Genomic DNA, 19,556 nt, shown 5'->3' with positions numbered 1-19,556 from the left:
AATTAGAAACGGACTTCGTCGTACATATCCTGCTCGCCCTGGTCGTCGCCATAGCGGTCGCTGCCGCCGTGGTAGTCGGCGTCGGCATCTTCCCCGTCTTCCTCTTCTTCATCGCGCAGCTCATAGTCGTCATCGGCACTGTGGCTGCCGCGCGGCAGCGGGTTGTCGAGCAGGAACAGCACGGCGCAGGCTTCCATCAGCTGACCTTCGCTCTGGGCCCGCACCGCCTTGACCAGCGGCAGGACGGCGTTGTTGAAGCCGACGCTCACCTTGAACTCGTCCCAGCTCGGCTGCTCGCCGCTGGTGAGCCACTTGTTCCATTGCCCCTTGGCCTTGGCCGGGAACTGCACCCGGCCATAGAGGGCGAGCGGCAGGTACTCGGGCATGAATTCCAGCATGCTCATGTCGGCCAGCAGCAGGTTTTTCATCTGGTCGGTGAACTGCTCGAGCCCCTTGGGGTCGTCCTGATCCCGGTAGGATTCGATGTTTTCACTGGCATCGCTTTGCAGGGCCTTGAGCCGTGCCTGGTCCCATTTTTTTTGCATAGTCGCTCTTCTTGCCTGGTGGCTCAGGGGTAGAACTGGTCCCACATCTCCTGCATGGCAGCAGCGGGATCGGTCACGATGACGTTGTTGAAATCCTTGATAAAGGCGGCCCGCTGTTTCGGATCGGACAGCACGTCATAAGCCTGCTTTACCTGGTGCAGCTTGAGGGCTGCCAGCTCTTTCTCTTCTTCGCTCGCCCCGTGCAGTTTGTCGGGGTGGTACTGGTTCGACAGCCGACGATAGGCTTTTTTGATGTCGTTTTCACTGGCGTTGGACTTGACGCCCAACACCCGGAAGTAGTTGTTCATGACGGATCCTGCCTCACTGGCATCGTGGAATTGACCCTGCGCTGGCCTGGCGGCGGGGATCTTGGCAAACCAGGCTCGGCAAAAACCCGACATTTTAACGCAAACAGGCGGCCATCGCCATGAATAGGAAGAAAAGTAACCAGGGGGAGGTGCGGTCGGTGCACCTTGCGATCTGCCTCCCGGTAGGGGGTGGTACCGGGGCTACACTACAGGAGGCGCCGGGCGTTGCCCTGGCGATCTTCAGCAGGCCTCGGCCGGGCCGAGACCCTTACTAAGGAATGGACAGCCATGCTCAAATTTTATCTTCTGCCTATGGCCCTGCTGGGCGGCCTTGCCATCGCCGCCGATGAGAGCATCGACGAGCCCTTGATGTTCATCAAGGGGGACATCACCAAGGCCCAGTTCATGGAAAGAGCCGAGCAGCGTTTCGCCCGGCAGGACACCGACAAGGATGGCACCCTGTCGCTGGCCGAGAGAGAGGCCGCCATGGCCAAGATGCACGAGGCGATGCAGCAGTCCGGCCAGGCCATGCCGGGCAAGATGGGAAACATGGGCAACATGAGGGCTATGCAGGACACGACCAAGGCGCAGTTCATGGCACGCCATGAGGCCCTCTTCACCCGGATGGACAAGAACGGGGACGGGGTACTCGACGAGGCCGAGCGGGCCAGCGCCAGGGGGCGGCTCGGCCAGGGCGCCATGGCACCCACGAAATAGGTTTGTCAGCCTTCAGATGAAAAAGAGCCCGGTCGTGATACCGGGCTCTTTGCATACATTGCTGGGCGGACGGGATTACCAGCCAGCCCACAGCAGGCGGGCCTTGAGCCCGAGCCACGAGCTCCAGCCGGTGGTGGTGCTCACCAGCGTCCCATCCTTGATGACGAGGAAGGTGGGGGTGACCCCCACCTGCCAGCGAGCGGCCAGCGCCCCCCGCTCATCGTTGTGGGTGGGAAAGGCGAGCCCCTTCTTCGCCATCCCGGCGCGCAACTGGTCATCGCTGCCGGAGCGCAGCGCCACCGTCAGCACGTTTTCACCCTGCTGCCAGAGCTGCTCCACCGTGGGGGTGGTGAAGCGGCAGACGCCACACCAGCTGGCCCAGTAGTAGACCAGCAGCGGCTTGCCGCGGCTCTGCTCGGCCAGGCTGGTGATGGTGCCATCCTGCAGGGTGAAGGGAGCCGTCATGGCCCCCACCGGCAGGGTGGGGCCGCGCCACAGATCCAGCAGGGTGGAGATGACCAGCGCCATCAGCAGCAGCCAGAGCGCCTCCTTGCCCCAACGGCGCCAGCGGGGTGCCTTTACGACTGCATCCTCCGCCATGGCTTAGATCCGCTTGGCCAGCTCGGCCTTCACCAGCTGCTCCAGCTCGTCATAGAGGAGGGCGCCCGGCACCAGCTGGTTGCCGATGAGCGTCGCCGGGGTGCCCTGCACGCCAAGAAGAGTGCCGATACGAAGGCTGTTGCGCAGCTCCTCGGTGGCCTTGGCATCGGGCTTGAGGGCCGTGTTGCCGGTGGCCGCCAACGCCTTGTTGATGTCCGCCTCGGTCAGCATCCCCTGCTTGCTCATCAGCTTGTCGTGCAGGGCGAGGAAGCGGGCCGGATCCTGTTGCCAGAGGGTGAGGCTGTACTGGGCCGCCTTGGCCGAGCTCTGCCCCTTGAACGGCAGCAGCTTGACCACCAGCCCCAGATCGTCGGGATAGGCCTCGAGCAGCTTAGTCAGGCGGGGATCGAACTGCTTGCAGTAGGGGCAGTTGTAGTCGGTGAACAGCACCAGGGTCAGCTTGGGATTCTTGGCGCCGAGCCGCGGGCTGGTGGCACTGTTGAACAGCACATCCTGATTGCCCTTGATGAAGTTGCCGAGCTGGGCCTCCTGGGCCGCGGCGTTCTGTTTCTCCCAGGATTCGGCCGCCTCGTCGAGGATCTTGGGGTTGGCGACCAGGGTCTCGCGAATGAGCTCTTTGATACGCTCCTCCTGCTCCGGGGTGAAGGGGGCCGCCTGCAACAAGGGGGCACTCAGGGTGCCGGCAAGCAGGGCGGTGCAGAGGGTCAGGGTGCGCAGTCTCAGGGTACGCAGGGTCATGGGATTCTCCTTAAAAATGGGTGACATCGGCCCGGACGAGGCCGGCCTGGTGCAACACGTCGAGCAAGTCGGCCTTGTCCAGCAGAGGGGAGAGGATCTCTCCCTCTGGCAGGCCGGGCCCGTAGATCTGGTTGAAGGGCACGGCGGCTGCGCCGCGCTGGCGCAGGAAGGCGGAGATGGCGTCGCTTGGCCGGCTCCAGTCGCCACGCAGGGCCACTACGTCCGTAGCCGTCAGGGCGCTCTGCACCTCGTCACGCAGCAGCACGTTGTACTTGTTGGCCTTGCAGGTGACGCACCAGTCGGCGGTGACGTCGACGAAGACCCGCTTGCGCTGGGCCAGCGCATCGACGATGGCCTGCTCGGTAAGCGGCTGCCAGGCGATGCGATCGACGCTGCCCGACCCCTGCGCCGTGAGGGCTCCACCCAGCAACAGGGCGCCGCCGATGAGTGCCGAGAGAGAGAGGGCCAGCGTGAAACCGCGCATGCCATAACGCCAGAGGATGCCAATCAGCAGCGCCAGCAGCATGGCGGCCATCAGCCAGCCGGTGGCGGTGCTGCCCAAATGGTTGCCAAGCAGGCTCGCCAGCCAGAGGCTGGAGCCCAGCATCATCAGCCCGAGCAGGATGCGCAGTCGCCCCATCCAGCGGCCCGGTTTGGGCAGCCAGAGGGCGAGGCGCGGCAGGGCCGCCACCAGCAGCCAGGGCAGGCTCATGCCAAGGCCGAGCGCGGTGAAGATGAGCCAGAGCTGGCCGAGCGGCGCCGCCAGCGCAAAGGCCACCGCAGTGCCGAGGAAGGGGGCCGAGCAGGGGGTCGCCAGCAGGGTGGCGAAGCTCCCCTGCAGGAAGTGGCCACCGAGCCCCTTGCCGCCGCTGGTGGCGAGGCGAGTGCTGAGATTGCTGGGCAACCTTATCTCGAACAAGCCCAGCAGGTTGGCGCAAAACAGCAGGGTCACCGCCACCATGAAGCCGATGAAACCGGCGCTCTGGAACTGGATCCCCCAGCCGACCGCGCCACTCATTCCAAAACTGGGGGCGCGCAGCAGGCTGCTCATGGCCGCCAGCACCCAGAAGGAGGTGATGATGCCGGCGCTGGCGGCAAGGAACTGCTTGCGCACCTGTCGCTGTTCGCTCTCCTGCTGCTGCAGCACGGTACCCAGTTTCAGGGCCAGCACCGGCAGTACGCAGGGCATCAGGTTGAGGATGAGGCCGCCAAGCAGCGCCGCCCCCAACAGCCAGATGAGAGGCTGGCCTGGGGCCGGCAGGGCGAGAGGTCCGGCGATGGTGGCGCGGGTCTGCCAGGCTTCATCGCCGCTGCCGAGCAACAGGCTGAGGGATTGGCCACGCAAGTCAGGGGCATCCCCCTGCCAGCCGTCGCTGACCGGCACCCGGGCGATCAGGGTGTTGCCGCTCACCTCGAGCGCGGGCTTGCCGAACTCGGCCCCCTCCAGCGCATCGATGAAGAGCGCAGGTGCCTGCCAGCCTTCTGCCCGCTCGGCGCGCAGCTGCAGCTGGTTGTACTGGTAGCCGAGCTCGACCCGGGTGCCGGCAGGCAGCGTCTGCGGCAAGGTACTCATGGCCTGGGCCCAGCCGAAGTCGAAACCGGCCGGCGCCTGCCCATCCACCGCCAGGGTGAAGGGGTAGTCGGTCAGGATGCAGACGTTGCTGCAGGTGGAGAGGCGCAAGGTGCCCTTGAGCGGCTGCCCGGCGGGGTAGTTCAGGCTCAGGGGGAAGCGCACCTGTTGCTGATAGCCCTGGGTGCTCAGTCCGGCCACCTCGAAGGGGCGCGGCGTGGGCCAATGCCACTGGAAGTTGCCGACCGGCTGCTCCCACAGGATCTGGGGCGCTATGCCCCCTTCACCCGGGCTGCGCCAGTAGGTTTTCCAGCCGGATTCGAGGGCCACCTCGAGCAGGATGCGGGTCTGGTCAGGGACGCTGCGGTCGGCTTGCAGCCTGACCTTGGCGTGATCGTTCTGGGGGCTGGTGAGCCAGCCCGTATCGCTGGCCAATCCAGTGGATTGCCACAGCAGGCAGCCCAGCAGCAGGCTCGCCTTGAAGAGAGTTGACATAGATGTTGTCTCGCAAAAAATGAATGACAGCAGGCTGAAAAAGCTCGGCTGAACTCATTCCCGCCAGACACAGAGGGTGAGGTGAAGTCGTCGTTCGGGGGGAGACACGGCCCGTGGTGGCGGCAGTGGCGGCGTGTAGCGCCAGAGCGGGGCCAGCAGCGCGATGAGCAGGGCCACCGCAAAGAACAGCTGCTCAAGGCAGAGCAGGGTGGTGGCACTCAGCCACTTGCCGTTGAGCTGGCAGCTGTTGGGCTGCGGGCTGGCGGGCGTGTCCTTGTCGGCCTGGTCGTCGGCTGCGGCGAACTGGGGCAGAGCCTGACAGCTGATGGCGTGATCGAGCAGGGCCAGCCGGGCCAGCGGCTGGGCAGCGCAATTGAGCACCAGCAGGCAGACCAGCAGCAGGAGTCGTTTCGCCACGCGTTGTTGGTGAATCATGCTCGCCCCGTTCATCAAGATGGCCACATCCTAACGGCCAATGCCGGGTGGGGCAAGCCGCCATCCGTTTTATGGCTTAGGGGCGAGTGGCGAAGGGTGGTCGGTTCTGTCTGGCGAACGCTTGTTCGCTAAAAGGGGGACCAGTATACTGCGCCGAGTCAAAATCCGAGGTGTTCGATGCTCAAAATTGCCCGTGTGCTGCTGCTTGGTCTGCTGCTCATTTTCTGGTTCCTGTTCGGTCTGCTGCTGTGCCTGGTGCGTCCGCGCCATCCCAACAACGTCTATGTCTTTGCCCGCATGTATCACGCTGTCTGTCCGCTCATCGGCCTCAAGGTCCGGGTGACGGTGGCCGACGAGGTGAAGTCGGTGGGGCCGGCCGTCTACGTCTGCAACCACCAGAGCAACTACGACATCTTCACCGTGACCGGCGCGGTGCAGCCCGGCGTGGTGGCGGTGGGCAAGAAGAGCCTGCTGTGGCTGCCCTTCTTCGGCCTCATCTTCTGGCTCTCCGGCAACGTGCTGATCGACCGCTCCAACCGCTCCCGTGCCATCGGCACCATAGGCCAGGTGGTGGATCGCATCAAGGCGCGTGGCACCTCCATCTGGATGTTCCCGGAGGGAACCCGTTCCAAGGGGCGCGGCCTGCTGCCATTCAAGGCGGGTGCCTTCCATACCGCGGTGCAGGCTGAGGTGCCGGTGGTACCCATCGTTTGCTCCAGCTACTTCGGCCAGATCGATCTCAACCGCTGGGACAACGGCGAGGTGCTGTTGGAAGTGATGGCCCCTGTCTGCAGCAAGGAGCACGGCGCCGCCGGCATCCGCGAGCTGTCCGAAATCTGCCGCAGCCGGATGGAGGCCAAACTGGTCGAACTGGACAGCAAACTCGGTCATACCCGCGCCGCCTGAGCCTGTCACTGATTGCATGAGGGAGCCGTTGGCTCCCTTTTTTATTGGTGAAAATCACCACTAGATCGGTATTTTTCGCCACTAAGACGGTGTTGAAAATACCTGACAAAACCTCATCTATATGTAAGTAAAGGAAAAATTATCTTGGCACGGCTCTTGTAATGTTATGGGAAGAGATTGTCATCCCATCAACAAGGAGCCAGACCATGAGCGTATTTAGCCGCCTGACCGACGTGATCAATGCCAACCTGCACAGCCTGCTCGACAAGAGCGAAGAGCCGGAGAAGATGCTGCGGCTGATGATTGAGGAGATGGAGCAGGTCCAGGTCGAGATGAGAACCCAGGCCGCCCGCGTCATCGCCGAACAGAAGCAGCTGGAGCGCCATCAGCAGGCGTTGCAACACCAGATCCTGGAGTGGTCGGCCAAGGCCGAGCTCGCCATCCAGAAGGGACGCGAGGATCTGGCCCGGGCCGCGCTGACCGAGAAGCTGGCCGAGGTCAAAAAATGCGAACAGCTGGAGCAGGACAAGGCGCGGGTCGCCGAGGTGCTGGTCCAGCTCACCGCCGACAGCGAGCGGCTGGCCGCCAAGCTGACCGAGGCGCGTGAGAAGCAGAAGATGCTGACCCTGCGCGAGCAGACCGCCCACAGCCGGCTGCGAGCCCGTGCCCAGGTGGACAACCAGCGCATGCACGAGCTGATGGCCCGTTTTGACGGCTTTCAGGGCAGAGTCGATCAGCTGGAAGCTCAGCTGGAGGCGGCAACTCTGGGGCAGAACCCCTCGCTGGAGGCCCAGTTCCGCGAGCTGGAGCTGAACGATGAGATTGAACGGGAGCTGGCCCGCCTCAAGGGTCAAAAGGTGGAGGCATAACCATGACGCCCTGGCCGAAGGATCTTGCCCATCGCAAGCTGACCGGAGTCTGTGCCGGCATCGCCAATGGACTGGGGCTCTCCAGGGTGACGGTGCGGGTCGCGGCCCTGATGGCGCTGATCCTGATGCCGCCCCTGGCCCTGGCCATTTATCTGCTGGCGGTGCTGATCATGCCGCCCCATCGTGAATTGAAGCGTTGGCTGGATTGACCCCGGGTCATCTGGCCGCATCAACCCAGTGAGGAGCACAACATGCTGGAATTTATCGTCTTGATGCTGGTACTGGTCGGCATGGCACTGGCCGGGTTCACCGTGCTGGCCATGCTGCTGGTGAGCGGCGTCTTCGTGCTGTTTGGCGCGTTGGCCGGCATGTTTGCCCTCATCATCAAGCTGGCGCCCTGGTTGCTGGTGCTGCTGGTGGTGTGCTGGTTCATCAGCAGTCGGCGCAAGCAAGCCAATACCTACCGTTGACACTCCCTGTTATCGGATCCTTCCTTGGTCGCTGCATGCAGCGGCCTTTTTTGCGTTTGCTGGCTCATTAGCAGTCGGCGCAAGCAGGTTAATGCCTACCGTTGACACTCCCTGTTATCGGATCCTTCCCTGGTCGCTGCATGCAGCGGCCTTTTCTGTGGCCGGGCGGCGGCCAGCCATGATTCGCTGCAGGCGAGCCAGCGCTCCGGCTGGCTGATAAGCTGCTCCTTGAAGGCCTTGCTCTGCTGCTTGAGTCGGTATTCGAGGCGCAGCGCCGTGCCTTTCTCACCGACGGCCTGCTGCCACGCCAGGGTCAGTGGCCCCTTGCCGCGCAGGGCGCGGGCTCCCTTGCCACTCTGGTGCTGGTGCAGGCGGCGAGCCGGATCCGTGCTGATCCCGGTATAGAGCAGGCCGCTGGCGGTGCGCACCATGTAGATGAACCAGTGGCTGGTGGGCGGGCAGGCAGCCGGTTCGGCGCCGCTAGGGGGTTTTCTCATTCGATCTCTCTGTGCCACACTCAAGAGCAGCCCAAGGAGGTGCGATGCGAGCATGGTGGTGGTTGTGGTGTCTGCTGTCGATATCGGCTCATGGCGAGACGCTGCGTCTCTACGACTATCATCAGCACCCCCCCTTCATGACCGGGGAGCAGAGCGGTCTGAGCCGGGATCTGGTCAAGTATCTCAATGAAAAGCTTGGCGGAGAACCCAAGCTGGAACTTTGGCTGGTGAATCGGGCCAGACTGGCGCTGGAGATGTCGGATCCCGGCTTTGATGGTCTGGTGGCCTGGGTCAATCCCGCCTGGGTGGGGGATCCCCAGCGCGAGCGCTACCTCTGGACCTTTCCCATCATGCGCGATACCAACGAGCTTATCTCGAGTGCCGACAGACCGGTCACCTATCGCGGGCCCGATTCGCTCAAGGGGATGACCTTCGGCGGCATCGAGGGGTACCACTATCAGGGGATCGACGAGGCGTCGGCCAGAGGCGATCTGGTGCGGGTGGATGCCAAGAAGGTCAAGACCAACTTCAGCCTGCTGGTGCGCGGCCGCATCGACGTGACCCTGGTGCCGGGCTCGGCGCTCACCTTCTTTACTCACGACCCCGCCTTTGAGGGCAAGCTGTTCGTCTCGCCCTTCGCCCAGTCCAGCTATACCCGCCACATACTGTTGCCCAAATCCCGCAGCGATCTGCATGACAGGCTGAACGACATCGCCGAGCAGATGGACCGGGATCCCAAGTGGCACGCCATCCTGGAGTCCTACCGCGGCAGACCCTGAGCGTCGGCGTTGCGGCGCAGATGGCGCCCGAGCCTGTGTAGCGGCAGCAGGCTCACCAGCAGGCCGGCCCAGACGAAGGCAAACCCCACCGATTTCACCGGATCCGGCGTCTCGCCAAACCAGAAGATGGCGAGCAGGAAGGCGAGGCTGGGCTCGATATATTGCAGCAGACCCACCGTGCTCATGCGGGTGCGCATCATGCCGTAGCAGAACAGCCCCACCGGCAGCAGGGTGGCGGGGGCACTGCCCATCAGCAGCAGTCGCTCGGTCCAGTCACCGGCCATAAATTGGCTGGCGCCGCTCACCGCCAGAGCGCCGATGATCAGCAGGGCGACGGGCAGCTGTACCAGCGCCTCGAGGTAGAGGCTGACGCCGGCGTCATAGTGCACCTTCTTCTTGAGCAGGCCATAGAGGGCGAAGTTGGCCCCCATGACCAGGGAGAACCAGGGCAGCTGGCCGTAAGAAAAGAGCATGTAGGCCAACCCCGCCAGGGCTAGCGCCACCGCCAGGTGTTTTTGCGGGGTGAGCTTCTCTTTGAGGAACAACACGGCGAAGACGATGTTGAACAGCGGCGTCATGAAGAAGGCGAGGCTGGTGGCCAGCACCTGGCCGGTGGTGAGGCACCAGGTGAACATGCACCAGCTGATGGACATGACGGGGCCGGCCAGCAGGATGAGGCCGAGCTGGTGCGGTTCGCTGCGCAGCCGCGCCCAGGGCACCCGGTAGCCGACGACGAGGAACAGGATCCCCAGCAGCACCGCCGACCAGAGTACCCGGTGGGAGAGCAGCTCCCACATGTTGACCGCGGGCATGAACTGGTAATAGAGGGGCAGCATGCCCCACAGCACGAATGAGAGGGCCGCGCTGCCGGTGCCCATCCAGTTCTTCATTTCGCTCCGTTTATTAAATTAAACAAATGTGGCTGCATAATAAGTATCTGCTGAATCTTTCACAAGCAGGATCCGGGGGAAAACTCTGTTACTATCGGGCCCATGAACCGACTCGACAGTTTGTTTGCACAGATCCGTGCCTGCCGCCTGTGCGAGGCACACTTGCCGCTCGGGCCCAAACCGGTGATCCGTGGCAGCGAGCACGCTCGCCTGCTGATCATCGGCCAGGCGCCAGGCACCCGGGTGCATGCCAGCGGCATCCCCTGGGACGATCCTTCCGGCGATCGCCTGCGCCAGTGGCTCGGAGTGGACAAGGCCACCTTCTACGATGAATCCCGCATCGCCATCATGCCGATGGGGCTCTGTTACCCCGGCAAGGGCAAGTCGGGGGATCTGCCGCCGCGCCCCGAATGTGCCTCCACCTGGCACGACAAGGTATTGATGCTGCTGCCCAACATCGAGCTGACCCTGCTCATCGGCCAGTATGCGCAAGGCCACTACCTGCGGGATGCGGCGAAAGGGTCGCTGACCGAGACGGTGCGCAGCTGGGCGGACTACGGTCCGGCCTGGTTGCCGCTGCCGCACCCGTCACCGCGCAACACCTTCTGGCTCAAGAAGAACCCCTGGTTCGAGCAGGATGTGGTCCCCCATCTGCAACAAAGGGTCGCCCCGCTGCTGGGGTGACCCTCGTTGGCTAGAGCGCCGGTTCGGCCTGTGGTTTGGGCTTGCTGCGGGCCATGGCTATGAGCGGCAGTATGATGCACAGGCACCCCAGCAGCAGCGGCAGGCCCGGCTGCTCATCGAACAGCCATACCCCGATGGCGACCGCCATCAGCAGGCCGGTGTACTCGGCGGAGGCGATCTTGCTCGCCTCCGCCTTGCGATAGGCCACCACGCACAACCCCGCATAGACCATGATCAGCGCCGAAGAGCCGAAGGCGGGCCACCACATCTGCCACTGCCAGTCGCCCCCTTCCCACCAGGCCAGCGCCAGGATGAAGGGCATGCTCAGCACGTTGGTAAAGAACAGGGTCTGGGCGATGGGCTGCTGGAGCGGGATCCGCTTGATCAGCAGATTGTTGAGCGCCATGGAGAGCGCTACCCCGAGTGCCGCCAGCGCCGCCCAGTTCACCTCGGTGGGGCGCAGCACGATCAGCACCCCGACAAAGCCGATGAAGGCGGTCAGCACCTTCTGGCGCGAGATCGCTTCCCCCGCCAGCCACACCGCCAGCGGCACCATCATCAGCGGCGCCGCATAGAAGAGGGCGTTGGCGGTGGCCAGCGGCAGCCGGGTGAGGGCGATCACCATCAGGCAGACGCCGATGGCCCAGATATGGGCGCGCAGCAGGTGCCACTTGAGCGCCACCGGCGGGTTGCGACGCCATGACCAGAGCAGCCAGGGAGTCAGCAGGATGGCGGCGGAGAGCTGGCGGAAGAAGACAAACTGAAATACCGGCTGATCCGGCTCCAGCACCTTGACCAGCGCGTCGGAAAAGACCGCCACCATATTGCCCAGCACCAGATAAAGGATGCCGATCCCCACTGCGTTCATGCTACCTCCTGTGTCAGATGAGGGAAGGGTAGCCCGCGCTTCGTTATCCAGTAAAATGATAAAAAGTCACCATGCATGAGAATTTTGGATAATGAGGCTGCCTCCCCTGCGCGCCGTTCAATACTTCGAAGTGGTTGCCCGCCTGCTCAGCTTTTCCCGCGCGGCCCTTGAGCTGAACGTCAGCCAGAGCGCGGTCAGCCATCAGATCCGCCTGCTGGAGGATTTTCTGGGGGAACGGCTGCTGCTGCGTCAGGGGCGGCTGCTGTCGCTGACGGCGCAGGGCGAGGTCTATTTCGAGGGGATCTCCGCCGGGCTCGGCCAGATTGCCCAGAGCAGCGAGCAACTGCGTGGCGGCGGCGAGATGCGGCTGCGGCTCGCGGTCTACAGCTCGTTTGCGGTGAAGTGGCTGATCCCGCGCCTGGCTGGGCTGCGCCAGCTCTATCCCGAGCTGGATCTCAGCCTGGAGATGGTAGCGGAGGATCCCGAACTCTCCGATCGAGTGGCGGACTGCTTCATCACCGTCTCGCCCCACGGTCGGGGCTATTGTCACGATCTCATCTACCGGGAGCGGCTCTTCCCGGTCTGCAGTCGCCGCTTGCTGCAACAGGTGGAGGGGGAGTGGCCGGACGTCATCTGGCAACTGCCGCTGCTGTCGGTGCAGTCCATCTACAAGGCGCGGGGAGAGGATTGGCAGCGTTGGGCCAAGGCCGGGGGATTGGTGATCCCGGCGGAGGCACGGATGCACCACTTCAGCCATGTGTTGCTGGCGATGGAGGCTGCGGCCTGGGATCAGGGGGTGGCATTCGTGAACGACTACATGCTGCGACCGGATGATCCCCAGCTGGTGGCCTTGCCGGTACACCAGCTGGAGACGGGGGATGCTTTCTACTTCACCTGCAAGCGCTCGCGGGCCCATGAGCCCGCCATCAGCCGGCTGCGCCAATGGCTGATGATGGAGACACGCCAGAGCATGCCTCTCTAGGCTCAGGCTTTCTTGAACTGGCTCAGCACAAACAGGCTGGTGGCGCAGACCACGACAGACGGGCCTGCCGGCGTGTCCTGATACCAGGAGAGCAACAGCCCGCCGAGTACGGCAAGGCAGCCGATGAGGGCGGCGAAGCCGGCCATCTGCTCCGGTGTCCGGCTGAAGCGGCGGGCGGTTGCCGCAGGGATGATCAACAAGGAGGTGATGATCAGCGCCCCGACGAACTTCATCGCCACCGCGATCACCAATCCGATCAGCAGCATCAGCACGCAGCGCAGCACATCGACCCTCACCCCTTCCACCCGGGCCAGCTCCTCCGAGATGGTCATGGAGAGCAGGGGATCCCACAGCCGCCACAGGGTGAGCAGCACCAGGGCGCCGCCGCCGTAGATCCAGATCAAGTCCATCGGCTGCACCGAGAGCAGGTCACCGAACAGGTAGGCCATCAGATCCACCCGCACGTTGTCCATGAAGCTCAAGGTGACCAGACCGAGCGACAGGGCGCTGTGGGCCAGGATGCCGAGCAGGGTATCGGTGGCCACCTGCTGGTTGCGGCTCATGATCACCAGCAGCATGGCCATGGCGAGGCAGCAGACCACCACCGCCAGGGTGAGATCCACCTGCAGCAGGATGCCGAGCGCGATGCCGAACAGGCAGGCGTGGGAGAGGGTGTCGCCAAAATAGGCCATCTTGCGCCACACCACGAAACTGCCGAGGGGGCCGGCCAGCAGGGCGATGCCGAGGCCGGCCGCGAGGGCGTATAACAGAAAGCTGTCCACTTGATGATCCTGTCGGGTACGTTATTGATTGCGGGAGGGCAGGCGAATGACGGGGGCCTGCGGTTCATGATGATGGTGTTCGCCGTCGCAGTGGTGATGGTGGGTGTAGACCGCCAGCACCTCCTGCTCCGGTCGGCCGAACAGACGGGCAAACTCGGGGTGGCGGGCCACGCTCTCCGGTTCGCCGTGACAGCAGACGTGGCGATTGAGACAGATCACCTCGTGGGTGCTGGCCATCACCAGATGCAGATCGTGGGAGACCATCAGCACGGCGCAGTTGAACTCGGCGGCCAGCTGGCTGATGAGGGCGTAGAGCTCGATCTGGCCGTTGATGTCCACCCCTTGCACCGGTTCGTCCAGCACCAGCAGCTCGGGTTTGACCAGCAGGGCGCGGGCCAGCAGGACCCGCTGCATTTCGCCGCCGGAGAGCTTCTGCATCCGGTTGTCCAAGAGATCTTCCGCACCGACCCGGTTTAGTGCCTCCTCGATGGAGAGGCGGCCATTCTTGCCAAGCTGCAGGAAGCGACGCACCGTCAGCGGCAGGGTGGGATCCAGATAGAGGCGCTGGGGCACATAGCCGACCCGCAGGTCGCGGCTGCGGGTGATTTGGCCCGAATCCGGCGTGAGCAGGCCCAGTACCAGCTTGCTCAGGGTACTCTTGCCTGCCCCGTTGGGGCCGACCAGGGTAGTGATTTTGCCTTTGTTCAGGGTAAAGGAGACCTTGTCGAGCACGAGTCGTCCATCAAATGAAAGACAGACCTCTTTCAGCTCCACCAGTTGGGTCATGACAGCTCCGGGGTTTACAGCCTGTGAGAGTTATAATATAACAATAACGTTGGTTTGTTATATTATCACACACACACTTCCTGACGAGATCTCTATGCGAATTCTTGCCCTGATCACTGCCCTGCTGGCGGTGAGTCTGCCTGTCCGCGCCCTCGAGGTGCTGACCACCATCAAGCCGCTGGGTTTCATCGCCGCCGCCATCACCGACGGCGTGAGCGAGCCCAAGGTGTTGCTGCCGACCGGCGCTTCGCCCCACGATTTCTCCCTGCGCCCCTCTGATATTCGCAGCATCAACGAGGCCGATCTGGTGGTGTGGGTCGGCCCCGAGCTGGAAGGTTTCATGGCCAAGCCGCTGGCCAAACATCTCCATGTGTTGACCCTGACCCGGGTCGAAGGGATGCCGTTGTTTGACTACAGCAAGCAGGTCGGTCATGAAGAGCACGCCGACGAAGCGCATGAAGGCCATGACCACGACGGTCATGAGGGGCACCACCACGAGGGCGTCGACCCCCACATCTGGCTGGGTCCGACCCAGGCGCTGGTCATCGCCAATGCCCTGAGCGAAACCCTGAGCGCTCAGGATCCTGCCAACGCCGAGCGTTATCGCGCCAATCTGCTCGCCTTCAAGACCAAGGTGGAGGCCAAGGACAAGGTGATCGCCGAGCAGATGAAGGCGGTGAACCAGAAGGGCTATTTCGTGTTTCATGAAGCCTATGGCTACTGGGAGCGCCACTATGGCATGAGCTCCAAGGGCCACTTCACCGTGAGCCCGGAACGACGCCCCGGTGCCAAGACTCTGGTGGAGATCCGCAAGGCGCTGGAAGAGAAGAAAGCGAGCTGCATCTATGCCGAGCCGCAGTTCTCGCCGGCGGTGATCGAGTCGGTCGCCCGGAATACTGGCGCCAAGGTGCTGCTGCTGGACGAAGTCGGTGAACAGGTGCCGCTCGGCCCGGATGGCTATCCCCGCTTCATGCAGCAGCTGGCCGACGCCTTCGCCGAGTGCCGTTGACCGCGTCGAAGCACCCGCGTGCCCGCCACTGGGGCAGCCAGGGGCAACTATACTGACCTCCAGCATCTGACAGGGAGTGTCTGGTATGAAATTGCTGCTCGTTCCCACCTGCACGTTGGCGCTCTGCTGTGCCAGCGTGCAGGCTTCCCGCCTCTCCGAATACATGGCCAGCCCTGCACTGCAGGCAAAATTGCAGGAGGTCTATGGCGGTCGAGCCCTCCAGCGGGCGGAGGCCTTTTCGCGTCTGCTGACGCCAAGGGCCGGCACCACGGATCAGCAGAAGATCGAGCTGGTCAACAACTACTTCAACAACCTGACCTACAGCGAGGATCCCAAGTTATGGGGGATGGAGGATTATTGGGCCAACCCGCTGGAGTTTATCGGTGCCCGTGGCGGTGACTGCGAGGATTACAGCATCTCCAAGTACTATACCCTGATGGAGCTTGGGGTGGACGAGAAGAAGCTGCGGCTGGCTTACGTCAAAGCGGTGCGCTACAACCAGTTTCATATGGTGACGCTCTACTTCGCGACCCCCAAGTCGGATCCGCTGGTGCTCGACAACATCAACAACCGGATCCTGCCCGGCAGCAAGCGGACCGATCTCATCCCCGTCTACAGTTTTGATGCCAAGAGCATCTGGATCATGAAGTCCCGCCGGGAAGGGACCCTGGCAGGCAGTGCCGACAGGCTGGCGCAGTGGACCTCGATGAAGACCCGCTTCTCCAGCGAGCAGTTGCGCTCCCCCCGCCGTCAGCTATAGCTTGCCCGCCGCTTTCAACTCCTCGAAATATTTTGCCGCGCCCGGATGCTGTTCGATGCTCAGCACCGGGCCGGTTTTATTGCGCGCCTGGTGAAACAGGTTGGCGTAACCGTAGGTTTGCTCATTGAACTTGGTTTGCTGGGCCAGCATGGCCCGGGTCAGGCGGTAAACGTCGGCCTGTGGCGTGCTGGCGGTGGTTACCAGGGTGGCGGCGATGGCAAAGGTCGGCGTCGCCTTGAGGTTGCCCGGATAGATACGCGCAGGGATCTGGCTGCGTTGGTAATACTTGACCCCCTTGAGCAGCTGATCCCGGGTTGCCCCCTCGATCGGCAGGAAACGCACGGGGCAGCGTTTGGCTGTATCCAGCACGATGCGGTTGGGGTGACCCATCACCAGGCCATAGGCGTCGATCTGTTTGCTGCACAGGGACTCGGCCAGATTGGCCACGCTCTTGAGATCGAGATCCTGCTCCTTGGCGCCCAGCACGTTGAACAGGGCGAGCGCCGTCTGGCGGGTACCGGAACTCTTGAGCCCCATGTCGATGGGGGCCAGCTTGAGTTGCTCCAGGCTGGTGATGTCGCCGTCGGCCCTCACCACTATGGTAAAGGGTTCGGCGTGAGTGGCGAAGATGGCCCTGAGCTCTGGCTGCGGCTGACTGGCATATGGACCCAGGCCGTTACTGGCCTGGTAGAGCCAGTCCGACTGCACCAGCGCATAGCTTGTCTCGCCGCTTTTCAGTTGGCGCAGATTTTCGATGGAGCCCGAGGTCGCCTGTGGCTTGCACTGCAGTCCGGCATCGCTCTTGTTGGCGAGCCGGCAGAACTCTTTGGCGATCTGGTGATAGATCCCCTGTTCACCGCCGGTGGCTATGGTGGTGGGGTTGGCCAGCAGCGGCAGTGGCCACAGCAGGGCGAGCAACAATCCGGTCCTGTTCATCATGCCTCCTTGCCGGCGTAGCCATCGATGCCCCAGTTGCGCAGGGTGTCGATATCCTGAATGTCGCCGGCCTCCGCCAGCAGGGTGTAGCCCGCACTGTGCAGGCACTGGGCTACCAGGTTCCAATAGAGCGGAGCCTGGGTCGGTTGGCAGCTGATGAAGACAGGATTGATGGGGTCGAGCTGATTGAAGGTCTCGTTGGTCATCGGGATGGCGCTGAAGGCCATCTCCACCCCTTGTTCCTGCAAGGCGGCCAGCCGCTCCTGGGCAAGGGGTGGCACATGCTCCTGATCCCAGCGCCAGTCGAGGGTTTTGCCTCTGCCCTTGGCCAGCAGAGGTGCAAATTGTGCCCAGTCGGGGTGGTCGAGCAGGCTGAGCGGCAGCTGCAATCCCTCGACTGCATGGTGCAGCCAGAGATCGAGCAGGTGCCGGATCTCGTCCGGTGAACTGTTCAGTGACGGGGTGACTTCCGGAATGAGGCGGCTGTAGAGACGAATGCTGCCCTGGGTCGAGAAGAAGTGTTGTTGCAACAGCCCCTCTCCTGCGCAGGTCAGGGTCTGCAGCGGCTCATTGACCATGGGGAGCTGTTTGCCGAGCTGGCTTATCTTGAGCCGTTGCTGCAGCAGATCCCGCTTGCGTTCCGACACCAGCTGGTTGACCGAACCGGCCAGCTCCTTGAGATCCTGCAGCCAGGGAGCGTCCAGGGTGCCACTGAACTGGCGCTTGCGGATCTTCACCAGTTGCAGATTGATCTGCTCGAGCGGGCGCAGCAGTCGTTTGCAGACCCAGGAGATCACCAGGGTGAAGATCAGCAGACCTGCCAGTAGCGCCGTGCCGGTACGGCTGATCGCATTCCACAGATGCTGGTAGGCATAGCCCGTATGCCCTTCCAGGGTGAGGGTGCCCAGCATGCGCCAGCCATCGGTCAGCTCCTGCTCAATTTTTACCGGCGGCATGTCGATAACAGAGGGGAGCCAGGTCGGCACGTTCTGTTGCACGGTGTGGAAGACCTTCTGAAACAGCACCTGACCATCCGGATCCAGCAGGGTGACCGCGCTGACGAAGCCCCCGTCGAACATGGCGTTGACTATGGTCTCGGCCAGTACCTTGTCATCGTTGAGCAGGGTGCCTTGCAGCACCAGCCCGAGGGCGGTGATGGCGGTTTCCAGGTTGGCGGACATCTGATCGAGGATGGATTGCCGCACCGTGGTGACTTCCAGCATGAACAGCAGGACGGCGCCAATCAGGAACAAAATCAGGATGATTCGATTTAACAGTTTCGCTAACGACATGTCCACTCCATGGAAAAGTTATCGCAACATGTTGAAACCTGAGGTCGGAGGTGAGCTGACCCGGCTCTTAAAAATAGGAAAAAATGGTTAAAAAAGACGATCATTTCTGCCCATGAAAGAATGTTATGCATAAAATGTGAGGTTCATGCAGATTGCTATGAACTAATTGTGAGTATTTAGGTCAAACAATCAGTTTTATACGGTTTCATAACAAACAGACTGACCACTAACACCCTTGGATCTAATGACAGGATAGCGGATGAAACGTCTCCGTCCCTTGGTAGCGCAGGCCGCCAATTGGGAACCCCCGGTTCCCCGCAAACACTTTTACGCCATGCTACTGCTGACGGCCATGACGCTGTCGGCGGTAGCAATATTGCCAGCCCCGGGTGACATCCTGGAGCGGCCGCTGCGACTGGAGTTGCCGATCGCCACCAATGGCACAGCAACCAACGAAGACAATACGGACTTCAACGACATCCCGGATCACGAGCTGGTAGAAGCCGCGACGCCGGAAGATGACATCCCGGCCGACGCCACCCCCCAGTGGCAGGATTACCGGGTTCGCAATGGCGAGAATCTGACCACCATCTTCAACAACCTGGGTCTCTCCACCACCACCCTTTACAAGGTGCTGGATGCCGACACCAAGAACAATCTTGCACGGCTCAAGCCGGGCCAGACCATCGAGCTGCTGATCGATCAGGACAACATACTGCAGCAGATGAAGATCCGTCTGAACATCAAGCAGACTCTGGTGCTGGAGCGTACCGACGACACCTACAGCGCCAGCATGCTCAATGAAGAGGTGGAGTGGCAGAAGAAGAGCTATGACGGCGTCATCAATGGCAGCTTCTACGTGAGTGCCCGCAATGCGGGGATCCCGGCCAACCATATCCAGAAGATTGCCAACCTGTTCCAGTGGCGGCTCAACTTCGCCAAGGATCTGAAAAAGGGTGACAAGTTCAAGGTGTTGGTGCGCCAGGAGACGGTCGAAGGCAAGAGCACAGGCAACACCCAGCTGCTCGGGGTGGAAGTGTTCAGTCAGGGCCAGAACGTCTCCGCCTGGCTGTCCGAAGATGGCAACTACTACGATGGGCAGGGCAACAGCCTGGAGCGCGGTTTCCGCCGTTACCCGACCCACAGCCGCTACCGGGTCAGCTCCAGCTTCAACCCGAATCGCCGTCACCCGATCACCGGCCAGGTGCGGCCTCACGAGGGCACCGACTTTGCCCTGCCGGTCGGCACCCCCGTGATGGCGACCGGTGACGGTGTGGTCCTGAAGGCGACCAGCCACCCGCTGGCCGGCACCTATGTGGTGATCAAGCACGGTCGTACCCTGATGACCCGTTACCTGCACCTGAGCAAGCTGCTGGTCAAGCCGGGCCAGAAGGTGAAAATGGGCGACAAGATTGCCCTCTCCGGCAACACGGGTCGCTCCACCGGTGCTCACCTGCACTACGAGGTGCGGATCAACAACCGCCCGGTGGATGCCATGAAGGTCAAGCTGCCGATGGCGGAACCGCTCTCCGGCAAGGAGAAGCGCCAGTTCCTCGCCAAGGTGAAGAGCTATCGCAAGGAGATGGAGGCCGGTTGATGCCTCTCTCGCCGAAACAA

General features: G+C 62.6%; 24 protein-coding genes. 11 read left to right on the top strand and 13 right to left on the bottom strand.

Annotated features, from left to right (window positions below):
- Positions 1 to 2: 2 nt before the first annotated feature.
- Entirely contained in the window at positions 3 to 545 is a 543-nt protein-coding gene (gene atcA, locus CK627_RS00955; protein WP_095591493.1) for a cold adaptation protein AtcA, read from the bottom strand.
- A 23-nt stretch (positions 546 to 568) separates the two neighbouring features.
- Positions 569 to 853 carry a cold adaptation protein ActJcold adaptation protein ActJ gene (atcJ, locus tag CK627_RS00950; RefSeq protein WP_167385232.1) on the bottom strand — a complete coding sequence of 95 codons (285 nt, stop codon included), beginning with the start codon at positions 851 to 853 and terminating at the stop codon, positions 569 to 571.
- 288 nt (positions 854 to 1,141) lie between these two features.
- Between atcJ and CK627_RS00945 the strand changes: the two genes are divergently transcribed.
- Positions 1,142 to 1,570 (top strand): EF-hand domain-containing protein, encoded by a 429-nt coding sequence (locus CK627_RS00945; RefSeq protein WP_095591491.1) that lies wholly within the window; start codon positions 1,142 to 1,144, stop codon positions 1,568 to 1,570.
- A gap of 75 nt (positions 1,571 to 1,645) precedes the next feature.
- Here the strand turns inward: CK627_RS00945 and CK627_RS00940 are convergent, their stop codons facing one another.
- The 4 genes from CK627_RS00940 to CK627_RS00925 are packed head-to-tail and all read right to left on the bottom strand — an operon-like array spanning position 1,646 to position 5,429.
- A complete protein-coding gene (locus CK627_RS00940) occupies positions 1,646 to 2,170 on the bottom strand; it encodes a redoxin domain-containing protein (RefSeq protein ID WP_095591490.1) in 525 nt (174 codons plus the stop codon).
- A 3-nt stretch (positions 2,171 to 2,173) separates the two neighbouring features.
- On the bottom strand, positions 2,174 to 2,929 hold the full coding sequence (locus CK627_RS00935; RefSeq protein WP_095591489.1) for a DsbA family protein: 756 nt from the start codon (positions 2,927 to 2,929) through the stop codon (positions 2,174 to 2,176).
- 10 nt (positions 2,930 to 2,939) lie between these two features.
- A complete protein-coding gene (locus tag CK627_RS00930; protein ID WP_095591488.1) occupies positions 2,940 to 4,994 on the bottom strand; it encodes a protein-disulfide reductase DsbD family protein in 2,055 nt (684 codons plus the stop codon).
- A 54-nt stretch (positions 4,995 to 5,048) separates the two neighbouring features.
- Positions 5,049 to 5,429: a hypothetical protein gene (locus CK627_RS00925; protein WP_095593435.1), complete on the bottom strand. Its 381-nt coding sequence runs from the start codon at positions 5,427 to 5,429 to the stop codon at positions 5,049 to 5,051.
- Between the two features lie 177 nt (positions 5,430 to 5,606).
- On the opposite strand from CK627_RS00925, the gene CK627_RS00920 reads away from it, so the two are divergent.
- From CK627_RS00920 to pspG, 4 genes are all read left to right on the top strand, one after another.
- Entirely contained in the window at positions 5,607 to 6,335 is a 729-nt protein-coding gene (locus tag CK627_RS00920) for a 1-acylglycerol-3-phosphate O-acyltransferase (protein WP_005305253.1), read from the top strand.
- Positions 6,336 to 6,541: 206 nt separating this feature from the next.
- Positions 6,542 to 7,204 carry a phage shock protein PspA gene (gene pspA, locus CK627_RS00915; RefSeq protein WP_095591487.1) on the top strand — a complete coding sequence of 221 codons (663 nt, stop codon included), beginning with the start codon at positions 6,542 to 6,544 and terminating at the stop codon, positions 7,202 to 7,204.
- A 2-nt stretch (positions 7,205 to 7,206) separates the two neighbouring features.
- Positions 7,207 to 7,413, top strand: coding sequence for a PspC domain-containing protein (locus CK627_RS00910; RefSeq protein ID WP_095591486.1), 207 nt, complete (start codon positions 7,207 to 7,209; stop codon positions 7,411 to 7,413).
- A gap of 42 nt (positions 7,414 to 7,455) precedes the next feature.
- Positions 7,456 to 7,674, top strand: coding sequence for an envelope stress response protein PspG (pspG, locus tag CK627_RS00905; RefSeq protein WP_010636066.1), 219 nt, complete (start codon positions 7,456 to 7,458; stop codon positions 7,672 to 7,674).
- A 95-nt stretch (positions 7,675 to 7,769) separates the two neighbouring features.
- Here the strand turns inward: pspG and CK627_RS00900 are convergent, their stop codons facing one another.
- On the bottom strand, positions 7,770 to 8,171 hold the full coding sequence (locus tag CK627_RS00900; protein ID WP_095591485.1) for a GIY-YIG nuclease family protein: 402 nt from the start codon (positions 8,169 to 8,171) through the stop codon (positions 7,770 to 7,772).
- A 44-nt stretch (positions 8,172 to 8,215) separates the two neighbouring features.
- Here CK627_RS00900 and CK627_RS00895 point away from each other — a divergent pair, with 44 nt between their 5' ends.
- On the top strand, positions 8,216 to 8,950 hold the full coding sequence (locus CK627_RS00895; protein WP_005305238.1) for a substrate-binding periplasmic protein: 735 nt from the start codon (positions 8,216 to 8,218) through the stop codon (positions 8,948 to 8,950).
- Here CK627_RS00895 and rarD read toward each other — a convergent pair.
- Complete coding sequence (rarD, locus tag CK627_RS00890) at positions 8,932 to 9,840, bottom strand: EamA family transporter RarD (RefSeq protein ID WP_017778344.1); 909 nt, start codon at positions 9,838 to 9,840, stop codon at positions 8,932 to 8,934. The genes CK627_RS00895 and rarD overlap by 19 nt on opposite strands.
- A 102-nt stretch (positions 9,841 to 9,942) precedes the next feature.
- On the opposite strand from rarD, the gene CK627_RS00885 reads away from it, so the two are divergent.
- A complete protein-coding gene (locus CK627_RS00885) occupies positions 9,943 to 10,524 on the top strand; it encodes a uracil-DNA glycosylase family protein (protein ID WP_095591484.1) in 582 nt (193 codons plus the stop codon).
- Between the two features lie 10 nt (positions 10,525 to 10,534).
- Here CK627_RS00885 and CK627_RS00880 read toward each other — a convergent pair whose 3' ends face one another.
- A complete protein-coding gene (locus CK627_RS00880; protein ID WP_005305226.1) occupies positions 10,535 to 11,392 on the bottom strand; it encodes a DMT family transporter in 858 nt (285 codons plus the stop codon).
- A gap of 91 nt (positions 11,393 to 11,483) precedes the next feature.
- Between CK627_RS00880 and CK627_RS00875 the strand changes: the two genes are divergently transcribed.
- Positions 11,484 to 12,374 carry a LysR substrate-binding domain-containing protein gene (locus CK627_RS00875; RefSeq protein WP_095591483.1) on the top strand — a complete coding sequence of 297 codons (891 nt, stop codon included), beginning with the start codon at positions 11,484 to 11,486 and terminating at the stop codon, positions 12,372 to 12,374.
- A gap of 2 nt (positions 12,375 to 12,376) precedes the next feature.
- On the opposite strand, the gene znuB is transcribed toward CK627_RS00875, so the two are convergent.
- Complete coding sequence (znuB, locus tag CK627_RS00870; protein WP_010636072.1) at positions 12,377 to 13,156, bottom strand: zinc ABC transporter permease subunit ZnuB; 780 nt, start codon at positions 13,154 to 13,156, stop codon at positions 12,377 to 12,379.
- A gap of 21 nt (positions 13,157 to 13,177) precedes the next feature.
- Positions 13,178 to 13,942, bottom strand: coding sequence for a zinc ABC transporter ATP-binding protein ZnuC (gene znuC / locus CK627_RS00865; protein WP_019838979.1), 765 nt, complete (start codon positions 13,940 to 13,942; stop codon positions 13,178 to 13,180).
- Positions 13,943 to 14,036: 94 nt separating this feature from the next.
- Here znuC and znuA point away from each other — a divergent pair, with 94 nt between their 5' ends.
- Entirely contained in the window at positions 14,037 to 14,951 is a 915-nt protein-coding gene (gene znuA / locus CK627_RS00860) for a zinc ABC transporter substrate-binding protein ZnuA (protein ID WP_019838978.1), read from the top strand.
- Positions 14,952 to 15,036: 85 nt separating this feature from the next.
- Positions 15,037 to 15,711, top strand: coding sequence for a transglutaminase-like cysteine peptidase (locus CK627_RS00855; protein WP_095591482.1), 675 nt, complete (start codon positions 15,037 to 15,039; stop codon positions 15,709 to 15,711).
- Here the strand turns inward: CK627_RS00855 and CK627_RS00850 are convergent.
- Positions 15,706 to 16,647 (bottom strand): TAXI family TRAP transporter solute-binding subunit, encoded by a 942-nt coding sequence (locus CK627_RS00850; protein ID WP_005305209.1) that lies wholly within the window; start codon positions 16,645 to 16,647, stop codon positions 15,706 to 15,708. The genes CK627_RS00855 and CK627_RS00850 overlap by 6 nt on opposite strands.
- Positions 16,647 to 17,939 (bottom strand): LapD/MoxY N-terminal periplasmic domain-containing protein, encoded by a 1,293-nt coding sequence (locus CK627_RS00845; RefSeq protein ID WP_095591481.1) that lies wholly within the window; start codon positions 17,937 to 17,939, stop codon positions 16,647 to 16,649. Before CK627_RS00845 ends, CK627_RS00850 begins: the two co-directional genes overlap by 1 nt.
- Before the next feature lie 259 nt (positions 17,940 to 18,198).
- Here CK627_RS00845 and mepM point away from each other — a divergent pair, with 259 nt between their 5' ends.
- Entirely contained in the window at positions 18,199 to 19,536 is a 1,338-nt protein-coding gene (gene mepM, locus CK627_RS00840; protein WP_095591480.1) for a murein DD-endopeptidase MepM, read from the top strand.
- The last annotated feature ends 20 nt before the right edge of the window (positions 19,537 to 19,556 follow it).

The organism is Aeromonas dhakensis (genome assembly GCF_002285935.1).
Classification (GTDB): Bacteria; Pseudomonadota; Gammaproteobacteria; order Enterobacterales; family Aeromonadaceae; genus Aeromonas; species Aeromonas dhakensis.
Note: the sequence above shows the minus strand (reverse complement) of the source record. Positions and strands in the feature narration are given on the sequence as shown.